The organism is Citrobacter sp. C1, assembly GCF_014596895.2.
Classification (GTDB): domain Bacteria; phylum Pseudomonadota; class Gammaproteobacteria; order Enterobacterales; family Enterobacteriaceae; genus Citrobacter; species Citrobacter gillenii.
This window is the reverse complement of the sequence record NZ_CP115035.1, coordinates 1,885,128-1,898,327: the sequence shown is the minus strand read 5'-3', so window position 1 is coordinate 1,898,327 and position 13,200 is coordinate 1,885,128. Positions and strand designations below refer to the sequence as shown.

The 13,200-nt window shown below is 52.6% G+C and carries 10 protein-coding genes; 5 read left to right on the top strand and 5 right to left on the bottom strand.

Translation table 11 applies throughout. The features are described 5' to 3' along the window. Nucleotides 1-58: 58 nt before the first annotated feature. Both clpA and clpS read right to left on the bottom strand, forming a co-directional pair. Nucleotides 59-2,335 (bottom strand): ATP-dependent Clp protease ATP-binding subunit ClpA, encoded by a 2,277-nt coding sequence (gene clpA / locus IB214_RS09125; RefSeq protein ID WP_096756564.1) that lies wholly within the window; start codon nt 2,333-2,335, stop codon nt 59-61. A gap of 29 nt (nt 2,336-2,364) precedes the next feature. Further along, a complete protein-coding gene (gene clpS, locus IB214_RS09120) occupies nt 2,365-2,685 on the bottom strand; it encodes an ATP-dependent Clp protease adapter ClpS (RefSeq protein WP_003036810.1) in 321 nt (106 codons plus the stop codon). 322 nt (nt 2,686-3,007) lie between these two features. Between clpS and cspD the strand changes: the two genes are divergently transcribed. Then, nucleotides 3,008-3,232 carry a cold shock-like protein CspD gene (cspD, locus tag IB214_RS09115; protein WP_096756563.1) on the top strand — a complete coding sequence of 75 codons (225 nt, stop codon included), beginning with the start codon at nt 3,008-3,010 and terminating at the stop codon, nt 3,230-3,232. An 84-nt stretch (nt 3,233-3,316) separates the two neighbouring features. Here cspD and macB read toward each other — a convergent pair whose 3' ends face one another. Together macB and macA are read right to left on the bottom strand one after the other, a co-directional pair. Beyond that, a complete protein-coding gene (gene macB / locus IB214_RS09110; RefSeq protein WP_117343262.1) occupies nt 3,317-5,263 on the bottom strand; it encodes a macrolide ABC transporter ATP-binding protein/permease MacB in 1,947 nt (648 codons plus the stop codon). Then, nucleotides 5,260-6,375, bottom strand: coding sequence for a macrolide transporter subunit MacA (macA, locus tag IB214_RS09105; protein ID WP_115258079.1), 1,116 nt, complete (start codon nt 6,373-6,375; stop codon nt 5,260-5,262). The genes macB and macA overlap by 4 nt, the downstream gene beginning before the upstream one ends. 169 nt (nt 6,376-6,544) lie before the next feature. Here macA and IB214_RS09100 point away from each other — a divergent pair, with 169 nt between their 5' ends. Beyond that, nucleotides 6,545-7,495 (top strand): VirK/YbjX family protein, encoded by a 951-nt coding sequence (locus IB214_RS09100; protein ID WP_117343261.1) that lies wholly within the window; start codon nt 6,545-6,547, stop codon nt 7,493-7,495. Here IB214_RS09100 and IB214_RS09095 read toward each other — a convergent pair. Further along, nucleotides 7,492-9,150, bottom strand: a complete 1,659-nt coding sequence (locus tag IB214_RS09095) for an ATP-dependent endonuclease (protein ID WP_096756559.1) — start codon at nt 9,148-9,150, stop codon at nt 7,492-7,494. The two genes, IB214_RS09100 and IB214_RS09095, sit on opposite strands and share 4 nt — an antisense overlap. 370 nt (nt 9,151-9,520) lie before the next feature. Here IB214_RS09095 and aqpZ point away from each other — a divergent pair, with 370 nt between their 5' ends. The 3 genes from aqpZ (at nt 9,521) to hcp (ending at nt 13,192) form a co-directional block, all read left to right on the top strand. Beyond that, nucleotides 9,521-10,216 carry an aquaporin Z gene (gene aqpZ, locus IB214_RS09090; RefSeq protein ID WP_167456053.1) on the top strand — a complete coding sequence of 232 codons (696 nt, stop codon included), beginning with the start codon at nt 9,521-9,523 and terminating at the stop codon, nt 10,214-10,216. A 269-nt stretch (nt 10,217-10,485) separates the two neighbouring features. Continuing rightward, a complete protein-coding gene (locus IB214_RS09085; RefSeq protein ID WP_096756557.1) occupies nt 10,486-11,385 on the top strand; it encodes a lysine exporter LysO family protein in 900 nt (299 codons plus the stop codon). A gap of 154 nt (nt 11,386-11,539) precedes the next feature. Further along, nucleotides 11,540-13,192, top strand: coding sequence for a hydroxylamine reductase (hcp, locus tag IB214_RS09080; protein WP_096756556.1), 1,653 nt, complete (start codon nt 11,540-11,542; stop codon nt 13,190-13,192). The last annotated feature ends 8 nt before the right edge of the window (nt 13,193-13,200 follow it).

Here is a 13,200-nt window from a genome sequence, read left to right as displayed (position 1 = left end):
CCGAAAACCAGGCGAAAAAAAACCGGGCATTACGCCCGGTCTGTGATGCGATAGAAGATTAATGTGCGGCTTCTGGCTTGTGCTTTTGTGCACTCTGGAAGCCATAGGTCAGCTCATTTTTCTCTTTATCCAGCGCTACGGTCACCTGACCGCCATCGACAAGCGAACCGAACAACAGTTCGTTGGCCAGTGGTTTCTTCAGGTTATCCTGGACTACACGCGTCATCGGACGTGCGCCCATTGCACGGTCATAGCCTTTCTCTGCCAGCCAGTCACGCGCTTCCTGACTCACTTCCAGAGAGACACCTTTCTGATCCAACTGCACCTGAAGCTCAACAATAAATTTATCGACCACCTGATGGATTACCTCGGTAGAGAGGTGATCGAACCAGATAATGTTGTCGAGACGGTTACGGAATTCCGGCGTAAATACTTTTTTGATTTCCCCCATCGCATCAGTGCTGTTGTCCTGATGAATAAGGCCAATCGATTTACGTTCGGTTTCACGCACCCCGGCGTTGGTGGTCATCACCAGCACCACGTTGCGGAAATCCGCTTTGCGCCCGTTATTGTCGGTCAGCGTACCGTTGTCCATCACCTGCAGCAGTAGGTTGAAGACATCCGGGTGCGCTTTCTCAATTTCATCCAGCAGCAGCACCGCGTGCGGATGCTTAATGACCGCATCGGTCAGCAAACCGCCCTGGTCATAACCGACATACCCTGGAGGCGCACCAATCAGACGGCTGACGGTGTGGCGTTCCATATACTCAGACATATCAAAACGCAGCAGTTCAATGCCCAGCGCTTTGGACAACTGCACCGTCACTTCGGTTTTCCCGACACCAGTCGGACCGGCAAACAGGAACGATCCCACAGGTTTGTGCTCGTGGCCCAGGCCAGCACGGCTCATCTTGATGGCTTCGGTCAGCGCCTCAATGGCTTTATCCTGTCCGAATACCAGCATTTTCAGACGGTTACCCAGATTCTTCAGCGTATCGCGATCGCTTTGCGACACGCTCTTCTCCGGGATCCGCGCTATGCGGGCTACCACGGACTCGATATCCGCCACGTTGACGGTTTTCTTACGCTTACTGATCGGCATCAGACGCGCACGCGCGCCCGCTTCATCGATCACGTCAATCGCTTTATCCGGCAGGTGACGATCGTTGATGTATTTCACCGCCAGTTCCACCGCCGCACGTACCGCTTTGGCGGTGTAGCGAACGTCATGGTGCGCTTCGTATTTCGGTTTCAGCCCGTTGATGATCTGCACGGTCTCTTCCACCGACGGTTCCGTAATATCAATTTTCTGGAAGCGACGCGCTAACGCACGGTCTTTCTCGAAAATGTTACTGAACTCCTGGTAAGTGGTTGAGCCAATCACGCGGATCTTACCGCTTGAGAGCAGCGGTTTGATCAGGTTTGCCGCATCCACCTGGCCGCCCGATGCCGCACCCGCACCGATAATGGTGTGGATCTCATCGATAAACAGAATGCTGTTGGTATCCTGTTCCAGCTGTTTCAGCAGCGCTTTAAAGCGTTTTTCGAAATCCCCGCGGTATTTGGTGCCCGCCAGCAGCGAACCAATATCCAAGGAGTAAAGCGTGCAGTCGGCCATCACTTCCGGCACATCGCCCTGGACAATACGCCAGGCCAGACCTTCGGCAATCGCGGTTTTACCGACGCCAGACTCACCGACCAGCAGCGGGTTGTTTTTACGACGACGGCACAGTACCTGAATAGCCCGCTCCAGCTCTTTTTCGCGGCCAATGAGCGGGTCAATCCCACCCACGCGAGCGAGCTGGTTAAGGTTAGTGGTGAAGTTCTCCATACGATCCTCCCCGCCAGCTTGCTCTTCGTTATTTGGCTGATTACCGGAGTCAGCAGACTGACTCGGTTCGTCTTTGCGCGTGCCATGAGAAATAAAATTCACCACGTCCAGTCGGCTAACTTCATGCTTGCGCAGCAGATAGGCCGCCTGGGATTCCTGCTCGCTGAAGATGGCAACCAGTACATTGGCGCCCGTCACTTCATTACGCCCCGAGGACTGAACATGGAAGACCGCGCGTTGCAGCACACGCTGAAAACTCAACGTCGGCTGCGTGTCGCGCTCTTCTTCGCTCTCAGGCAATACGGGAGTGGTTTGTTCAATGAAGGCTTCGAGTTCCTGACGGAGCGCCACCAGGTCCACAGAACACGCTTCCAGCGCTTCGCGGGCCGATGGGTTACTGAGCAACGCCAGTAACAAGTGCTCGACGGTCATAAACTCATGTCGGTGCTCGCGCGCTCTGGCGAAAGCCATGTTTAAACTGAGTTCCAGTTCTTGATTGAGCATAGGCACCTCCCCCAATGTTTATGCCTGATTCAGGCTTTTTCCAGCGTACATAGCAACGGATGCTCGTTCTCCCTCGCATATTTGTTCACCATCGCCACTTTGGTCTCAGCCACTTCGGCGGTAAATACGCCGCAAATAGCCTTACCTTGATAGTGAACAGCAAGCATCAGTTGCGTTGCACGTTCTACATCATAAGAAAAGAATTTTTGTAACACGTCAATAACAAACTCCATCGGAGTGTAATCATCATTGACTAATATCACTTTATACATAGATGGCGGTTTTAGCGCGTCGCGCAATTTATCTTCCGCCAGCAGATCGAAATCCAGCCAGTCGTTCGTCTTACCCATTGTCAGTCGTCATCTTCAGTTACGGTTACCGGCAGAATAACTTGCCGCTGACAAGAGCCTATGCGCACAATCAATCTACCTCAATTATTAGATAACTATCATCTATCAGTGTCATCCGCGACATCTGTCACATATCCGACAATAGCGTTAACTGCTTCAAATTTTGATGCATTTTTACCCGATTCCGCCCGTCTGGCGCTTGACGCCCCGCCTGATTTCTCTAAATTGTAGTCTCGAGAGTTGGCGAGGTTTTGAACAGCCCCCACTCCGCCACCGGTTCATTCCATCTTACTTATATAAGATTTACGAAGGATGTCGAAGTATGGAAACGGGTACTGTTAAGTGGTTCAACAATGCCAAAGGGTTCGGTTTCATCTGCCCTGAAGGCGGCGGCGAAGATATCTTCGCTCATTACTCCACCATTCAGATGGATGGTTACAGAACGCTAAAAGCCGGACAATCTGTCCAGTTTGATGTCCACCAGGGTCCAAAAGGCAATCACGCCAGTCTTATTGTGCCCGTGCTTGAAGCAGAAGCTGTCGCATAGCTCTTCTGTCTCATTGTGTACATCCTGCAGACAAAATGCCAGCCCCCAGAGCTGGCATTTTTATTTCTTTTTCAATACAACACGTTATTCCCGCGCCAGGGCATCCACCGGGTCCAGCCTTGCCGCGTTGCGCGCCGGGAGCCAGCCGAACAAAATCCCGGTCGCCGTTGAACACAGGAAAGCCGTCAACAGGGCGAAAGGTGAGAATCCGATTTCCCAACCGGGCAGGAAAAGCTGTAGCGTGAAAGCAATCAGCATCGATAAACTGATACCGAGCGCCCCACCAACGAGACACACCAGCACCGCTTCAATCAAAAACTGCTGCAGTACATCACTGGCGCGCGCGCCAACCGCCATACGAATGCCAATCTCACGCGTTCGTTCGGTGACGGAAACCAGCATAATATTCATCACACCGATCCCGCCCACCACCAGCGAAATGACCGCCACCAGCGTCAGGAACAACTGTAAGGTGCGCGTGGTTTTTTCAGCGGTTTTCAGAACGCCATCCATATTCCAGGTGAAGAAATCTTTTTTACCATGCCGCAACGACAGCAGTCGGGTAAGCTGTTGCTCCGCCTGAGTGCTGTCAAAACCTTCCTTCACGCGAACGGTAATAGAGTTTAGCCACGATTGCCCCATAATGCGCCCGGACATGGTGCTGTAAGGCAGCCAGACCCGCAGAATTTTGCTGCTGCCAAACATCGACTGCTTCTCTTCCGCCACACCAATCACGGTGGCCGGCATATTGCCGACCAGCACGACCTCACCCACCACCTTCGCTTTATTCGGGAACAACTGGCGTCGGGTGTTACTGTCCAGCACCACCACCTGCGCCCGACCATTTAACTGCTCGGTGTTAAAGGTGTTTCCCTCGCTGAACGTCATACCATAGACATTGAAGTAATCGCCGCTCACGCCATTAGCGCTGGCTGCCACGTCGATGTTGCCATAACGCAGCCGTAGGTTCTTCGACACGGCAGGCGTCACGGAACTGACCCACGGTTGCTTCTGAATCGCCGTCAGATCGTCATACTTCAGCGCTTGCTGATATTGCGGGTCATCGTCACCAAAATCTTTGCCGGGATAGATATCAATGGTATTTGTGCCGATAGCGCGAATATCGGCCAGTACCAGCTGTTTTGCTGCATCGCCGACCACCACAATCGACACGACCGACGCGATACCAATAATGATGCCCAGCATAGTGAGCAACGTACGCATCTTGTTGGCAGCCATGGCCAGCCAGGCCATGGTCAGCGCCTCGCGAAAACCACTGACAAACTGACTCCAGCCGGATGCCGTCGTTACCGTAGGTTCGGTTATGCCGTGTCCGCTGGCTGTTTTGTGCGACGGTGGATTGCGCACAATTTCACCGTCACGAATTTCAATCACCCGTTCAGCTTGCGCCGCAACCTGCGGGTCGTGGGTGACAATAATCACCGTATGCCCGCGATCGCGCAGCTGATGCAGAATGGCCATCACCTCTTCGCCAGAATGACTGTCCAGCGCACCGGTAGGTTCGTCTGCGAGAATGACCTGTCCGCCGTTCATCAGCGCACGCGCAATACTGACGCGCTGCTGCTGGCCACCGGAAAGCTGGGAAGGTTGATAATCCACACGATCGCCCAACCCCAGGCGCTGCAGTAACGCGTGTGCCCGCGCCAGACGCTGCTTGCGTTCGGTTCCGGCGTAGACCGCTGGCACCTCCACGTTTTGCGCCGCCGTTAAATGCGAGAGCAAATGATAGCGCTGAAAAATAAAACCGAAATGCTCGCGCCGCAGTTGCGCTAACGCATCACTATCGAGCGTGGAGACGTCACGCCCCGCTACCCGATACGTGCCGCTGGAAGGCTTATCCAGACAGCCGAGGATATTCATCAGCGTCGATTTCCCCGAACCAGACGCCCCGACAATCGCCACCATTTCACCAGCCTGGATGCTCAAAGAGACGTCCTTTAGCACCTCTACCTGTCCTTCGCCTGACGGGTAGCTGCGGCGGATATGGCTCAGCTCAAGCAACGCCGTCATTGTGCCGCTCCGGGTTTCGCCTCGCTGATGATAACTTCATCACCCTCTTCCAGCCCTTTGACGATTTCCACATCGGTATCGTTACGGGCACCGATAGAAACTTCGCGCTCGCGGGTTTCGCCGTTGCGCAGCAGCCTGACGTTATAACGGTTGTCGCCAACAGGCTCGCCCAGCGCCGCCAGCGGGATGGTCAGGACGTTTTTGACGTCCGTCAGTTGGATATGTACCTGCGCGGTCATATCCAGGCGCAGGATCCCTTTCGGGTTGGGTACTTCGAAGCGGGCATAGTAGAAAATCGCATCGTTCACTTTCTCGGGCGTCGGCAGCACATCTTTGAGCGTACCTTCGTAGCGCGTCTGCGGATCGCCCAGCACGGTAAACCAGGCTTTTTGCCCCGGATGCAGGTGAATGACATCTGCCTCGGAAACCTGGGCTTTAACCAGCATGGTGCTCATGTCAGCCAGCGTAAGAATGTTAGGTGCCTGCTGGGCGGCGATCACGGTTTGCCCCTGCAGGGTGGTAATTTGCGTCACTTCGCCAGCCATTGGCGCCACAATACGGGTGTAGTCGAGGTTCGTTTTTGCCGTATCAAGAGAAGCCTGATTACGCTTAATTTGTGCATCAATGGTGCCAATTTGCGCCTGTTTGACCGCCATCTGCGTGGCTGCTGTATCGAGATCCTGCTGCGAAACCGCCTGCGTTTTCGCAAGCTGTTGCTGGCGAGAAAGCGTCACCCGCGCCAGTTTCCACTCGGCCTCGGCCTGCATACGTTGGGCTCGTAATTCCATCAGCGTGGCTTCGACTTCTTTGATCTGGTTTTGCGCCTGCTCAGGATCAATAACGCCAAGTAGCTGATCTTTTTTAACTTTATCGCCAATCGCCACGGACAGCGTTTTTAACTGCCCGCTCACCTGCGCCCCGACGTCAACTTTACGCAGCGCATCCAGCTTCCCGGTTGCCAATACACTTTGCTGAAGATCGCCGGGTCGCACAATTAATGTTTGATATTGCGGCAATGGCGCATTAAGCGTTCGCCAAAGTGCAATTACCGCCACAATAATGATGACGGCGAAGATAAAATAGCGTTTTTTGATTTTTCCCTTGAGCTTCATAAATGTCCCAATTCCCCCAAAACGTCCACCAGAGTGGAGTGTTAAACGTCAACGATAAATAAATAACCGTTGAAAAGCGCCAAGAATAACAGAGTTATTGATGAATGGTTAAGATCCGCTGTGCTGAAATTACTACAAATACGTCTCAGGCTTCCATCGGATTTATATTATGAGTCAGCTAACTGAAAGCACTTTTCATTCTTCCAAACCAGCAACAAGTTTTGGTCTTTTTTTCAGATTAACTACCGGTCAATGGCGTCCCGGAAAATTTTGGCATAAGCGAAGCTTTCGCCGTAAGTTTATGTTGCGCTCATTACTCATCCCGCGGTTAACTCACGAATGGATGGCTGAACTTACACAATGGCCGGAGCTAGATAACCTGCTCACCCGTCAGCCCCGGCTACCGGTCCGTCTTCATCGTCCGTATCTTGCATTAAACCTCGATCGAAAAATGAAGCTGAATGCTGTGCGATTTCACTACAACTTTATCCGCCATTCATTTTCATCTGTAGAATTAAACAGTTATTTAAACCCTGAAGGGTTACAACTTGCACAATTTGAGGGCAAAGAGGGTGAATTATTCACCCTTGTATTAACGACATTCATTGCCCTGGATAAAGAAGGTGAAAGCACAGTACTGTTGCGTAACAGTGTCGGTGAGACGTTGGCGGAAATAACCTTTACGATTTGTGAGTATGAAGGGAAAACCAATATTTTTATTGGTGGATTGCAAGGAGGAAGCCGCCTGTTGCCTCACGAAGCGATACAAAAAGCAACGAAGTCCTGTCACGGAATTTTCCCAAAACGGATTGTGATGGAAGCGATTTGTCGTTTAGCCGAACGGTTGAATATAGAAAACGTGATGGCTGTCAGCAATGAACAGCATATCTTTCGCAGCCCACGTTACCATGATAAAAATAAGGTTATTCTCTCCGACTATAATGCGTTTTGGGCGTCGGTTGGCGGTAAATGCGACAGCCGCGGGTATTACCATATTCCGCGCACGCTGGCACGAAAAAGCGAGGCGGAGATTGCCAGTAAGAAGCGGGCTGAATATCGCCGCCGCTATCAATTACTGGACTCTATCCACGAACAGCTGTCGCTGATGTTCCGCCACTAATCAGCACGTCCGCGTGCCAGCCACAGCACGCGCGAAAACATTTTTCGCAGCAGGGTGGGAACGGCATCAACACCGCGCCGCCCTGCTTCCATCGCCACTTCAATCGCCAGATCCGGTTTTGACGAACGATGAATCGCCTTGGAGATAATTTTACGCATATTCATCGGCACATTCTCCGGGATTTGTGCCACCCGGTGAAAGACATCTGAGAAGCCCTGGCGATACATAAAGTGCTCCATATCCAGCGCGGGCAGCATTGTCAGGTGATCGCGTTCTTCTTCACGGTCGTTACTCAACAGACTGCGTACGGTGGCGGCATATTTTTTCCCGGCTTCATCGCCATCAACCAACACGTGCCACTCTATTCCCATCCGCCGGGCAAATTTCACCAGCGGCTTAAGCCCGGACTGGGCAAATTCAATCACTTTAATCCCTTCGGCATCAAAGTGATGACCGCACTGACGGGCCAGTTCGTTGATCACCCAAGTTTCCGTTTCGCCTTCCACCAGCAGCCAGCAGCGGGCAAATAATGACGATGCGCGATTAAAGCGAATATGAAAGGCAATCCGCCGCCCGTCTTCGGCGCTCAGCCCACCAGGCCCCAGACGCCAGGCGGCGACACGGGAAGATTCACGCACCAGGCGCACCACATGTTCAACGGGGGTAAGCGACAGCAATTCACCGGAGTTGGTGGTCGCCACACGCTGCAGAGGTAACAGATTCAGCAACTGCCAGGCCACTGACAACATGATGGGGTGCAAACGCGTTTCCGGATCTTCGACCAACAGCAAAGGACGGGCGTCTTTGTCCAGCCTGAGCGTACCTTTGGCCTGGAGCAACGTTGAAAACAGCCCCAGCAGGATCACGCGATGCGTACGTCCGCCAGGCTTGTCAATCATCCGGTTGATAATATCCAGATAACGCCAGCTACGCTGCTCATTATTGGAACGCCGACGCATCAGACGATAGCGAGACTGGCCCGCGCCTTGCTCAGAAAAGTAGTGTTCCAGCAGTTGTACCATCGCCGATAGCCCCTGGCGGATCTGGCCGTCCGTCAGATTTTGTGGCCGGGTTGCCAGTTCACGCGCCAGGAAATCCAGCTGGCGGGCGGTCACTTCGACTTCCGCAATATTCGGCACCGTGCCGTTGCGGATACGCCGCATAAAGCGCGCATCGCGCAGTCGCAACACCGGCATCAGACGCACGAGGTGGCAAGCCAGGTCGTTAATATTGTCGAGCGCGAGCGGACGCCCTTCGCCATCAAGGAAACTGCGCAGCGTCAGGACGCTACCGTCATCCGCACACTCGCCCTCCAGACGATAGAAAATACGGTGATAGTCATCGTGACAGGGAGACCAGCAGGCTTCCAGCGGACGATAGCGGCGCACCCGATGACGCCCCGGCTGCGATTCACGAAAAGTAAGAATAATATGTAGATGATGTTCCCGGCCCTGAATATCGCCCGGCGGAAACCAGAAGTCTTCACGGTCAAAATGATACAAATCCGATTCCGGTGACAGCAGCAAGGTCAGTGCATCCAGCAGGCTGGACTTACCCCACGCGTTCTCCCCAATCAGCACGTTGTTCTGCTCCAGCATCAACGACAGCCGATTAATACCACGAAACCCAACAATCTCAACGCGTTCGAGAATCATATAGCCTCCGGAAATGCTAACTTTTTCCTTCAAGTTATCAGGAGTATAGCGTCAAGCTGGCGTGCAGAACACCTGAGATCTCACAGACAGAAATCAGAACAATAAAAAAATAAGAATATTCTTCTTTAAATTCACGCCAGATATTATTACAGCAGACAACCATTTGCTTTTCGCTAATTGAACTATGCTGTATTCACCTCAACACCAAAAAGGATTCACATCATATTGCCTTAAATCAAATTTTTTCATTAATTTAAGTGGCAAAGGGATGATATTTTTTTCTAGAATACACGCTCTTTAATCATCGTCCCTTTTAGCGATGAAATACCGGGCCAGGAAAACGAACCCGGAACTTTTAATTGAGGTGGTTATGTTCAGGAAATTAGCAGCTGAATTCTTCGGTACGTTTTGGCTTGTGTTTGGTGGGTGCGGAAGCGCCGTGCTGGCCGCAGCATTCCCGGAGTTAGGAATTGGTTTTGCCGGTGTCGCACTGGCATTCGGTCTGACAGTATTAACCATGGCATACGCCGTGGGACATATTTCAGGCGGCCATTTTAACCCGGCCGTGACATTAGGCCTGTGGGCGGGCGGTCGCTTCCCGGCAAAAGACGTGATTGGTTATGTTGTTGCGCAAGTTATCGGCGGGATTGTTGCGGCAGCGGTGCTGTATCTGATCGCCAGCGGTAAAGCAGGCTTTGACGCCACGGCCAGCGGTTTTGCATCAAACGGCTATGGCGAACATTCGCCAGGCGGTTATTCCATGCTTTCTGCCATTGTTATTGAAATTGTGCTGACCGCAGGTTTCTTGTTAGTGATCCATGGCGCCACGGATAAACATGCTCCGGCAGGTTTTGCGCCGATTGCTATTGGTCTGGCACTGACCCTGATTCACCTGATCAGTATTCCGGTGACTAACACCTCTGTAAACCCGGCGCGTAGCACCGCGGTAGCCCTCTTCCAGGGCGGTTGGGCGTTACAACAGCTGTGGCTGTTCTGGGTTATGCCGATTATCGGCGGGATCCTCGGTGGCCTTATTTATCGCACGCTGCTGGAAAAACGTGATTAATCGATAACGAAAAAGACCTGGCATTACGTCAGGTCTTTTCCTCCCCGCTTTATTTCCTTTTATTTGCAACTTTACTCCCCTCTTTGCTTTCAGTAGTGTGTATACCCGTCATACTTCAAGTTGCAGATGTGTTGGCTGCGCTCTTTCCCCCCAGTCACGTACTTATGTACGCTCCCGGGGATTCACTCCCTTGCCGCCTTCCTGCAACTTGAATTATTTAGGTTATAGTGGCGCATTTCGTCTTACTTCTCAGCAAGGACCGGGTTTTCATGTTTTCAGGGCTGTTAATCATTCTGATTCCACTTATTGTGGGCTATCTTATTCCGCTTAGGCACAGAGCGGCATTAAAACTCATCAATCGCCTGTTGAGTTGGATCGTTTACCTTATTCTCTTCTTTATGGGTATCAGTCTGGCGTTTCTGGATAATCTCGCCAGCAATCTGCTATCGATATTGCATTATTCTGCGGTCAGCGTGACGGTCATTCTGCTATGTAATATCGCCGCGCTGTTGTGGCTCGAGCGTTCACTTCCCTGGCGGCACAACCATCGGCAGGAAAAGCTGCCATCACGCATTGCCATGGCGCTGGAGTCGCTACAACTTTGTGGCGTTGTTGTGCTGGGGTTTCTGCTGGGACTCACCGGGTTCTCATTCTTACAGCACGCCACCGAAGCCAGCGAATATACGCTGATCTTTTTATTGTTCCTGGTCGGTATCCAACTGCGTAACAGCGGCATGACCTTAAAACAGATTGTGCTGAATCGTAGGGGGATGATTGTGGCCGTCGTCGTGGTGGCAAGTTCAATGCTGGCTGGCGTGATTAATGCGTTGATCCTCGGACTGCCGCTGAAAACCGCGCTGGCGATGGCCTCGGGTTTTGGCTGGTATTCCCTGTCCGGCATTCTGTTGACCGAGTCATTCGGTCCCGTCATTGGCAGCGCCGCCTTCTTCAACGATCTGGCTCGTGAGCTGATCGCCATTATGCTGATTCCGGGCTTAGTCGGCCGCAGTCGTTCCACCGCATTAGGACTGTGTGGCGCCACCTCAATGGATTTCACCCTACCCGTTTTACAACGCAGCGGCGGGCTGGAAATGGTACCTGCGGCCATCGTTCACGGCTTTATTCTTAGTTTGCTAGTGCCTTTGTTGATGGCCTTTTTCTCCGCCTGATACAGCACAAATACCCCTCTGGCGGTAGTCACCTACCGCCAAAATTGCGCTAAATCAATCTCCCTGCAAGTTGTAGCAGAAATCCCTTTAATCCCTTCGCGCGCAGGCATAATCTTAAACATGTATATTAAATATAACTTTAAAAGGTGTGACCATGTTTTGTGTGCAATGTGAACAAACCATCCGTACTCCGGCAGGGAACGGCTGCTCTTACGCGCAAGGTATGTGCGGTAAAACAGCAGAAACCTCGGATCTGCAGGATCTGCTGATTGCTTCCCTACAAGGTCTGTCTGCATGGGCTGTTAAAGCGCGTGAATACGGTATCATCGATCATGAAGTGGATAACTTTGCCCCGCGCGCATTCTTCTCTACCCTGACCAACGTTAACTTCGACTCTCCACGTATCGTCGGCTATGCCCGTGAAGCCATTGCCATGCGTGACGCCCTGAAAGCACAGTGTCTGAACATTGATGCCAACGCAACGGTTGAAAACCCAATGGCTGACCTGCAGCTGGTGAGCGACGATTTGGGCGACCTGCAGCGCCAGGCGGCTGAATTTACCCCGAACAAAGACAAAGCGACTATCGGCGAGAACATTCTCGGCCTGCGTCTGCTGTGCCTGTACGGTCTGAAAGGTGCGGCAGCTTACATGGAGCACGCGCACGTTCTGGGTCAGTACGACAACGATATCTACGCGCAGTACCACAAAATCATGGCGTGGCTGGGTACCTGGCCTTCCGATATGAACGCTCTGCTGGAGTGCTCTATGGAAATCGGCCAGATGAACTTCAAAGTGATGAGCATTCTGGATGCCGGTGAAACCACCAAATACGGTCACCCAACCCCAACTCAGGTCAACGTTAAAGCGACCGAAGGTAAATGCATCCTGATTTCAGGTCACGACCTGAAAGATTTATACAATCTGCTGGAGCAGACCGAAGGCACCGGCGTTAACGTCTACACCCACGGTGAAATGCTGCCAGCACACGGCTATCCGGAACTGCGTAAATTCAAACACCTGATTGGTAACTACGGCAGCGGCTGGCAGAATCAGCAGGTTGAGTTCGCACGCTTCCCTGGCCCAATCGTGATGACCTCTAACTGCATCATCGATCCAACCGTTGGTGCATACGACGACCGCATCTGGACCCGTAGCATCGTCGGTTGGCCGGGTGTAAGCCACCTCGAAGGCGACAACTTTGGTCCGGTTATCGCGCAGGCACAACAAATGGCAGGCTTCCCGTACAGCGAAATCCCACACCTGATCACCGTAGGTTTCGGTCGTCAGACGCTGCTGGGTGCTGCTGATACGCTGATCGACCTGGTGAGCCGCGAAAAACTGCGTCACATCTTCCTGGTCGGCGGTTGCGATGGCGCACGCGGCGAACGTAACTACTTCACCGATTTCGCCACCAGCGTACCGGACGACTGCCTGATCCTGACCCTGGCCTGTGGTAAATACCGTTTCAACAAACTGGATTTCGGTGATATCGAAGGTCTGCCGCGTCTGGTTGATGCCGGTCAGTGTAACGATGCATACTCTGCCATCATCCTGGCGGTGACCCTGGCTGAGAAACTGGGCTGTGGCGTGAACGACCTGCCGCTGTCTCTGGTGCTCTCCTGGTTCGAACAGAAAGCGATTGTTATTCTGCTGACCCTGCTGTCTCTGGGCGTGAAAAATATCGTCACTGGCCCGACTGCACCAGGCTTCTTCACGCCGGACCTGCTGGCTGTGCTCAACGAGAAATTCGGTCTGCGTTCCGTGACCACCGTTGAAGAAGACATGAAGCAGCTGCTGAGCGCGTAAGGAGTTAA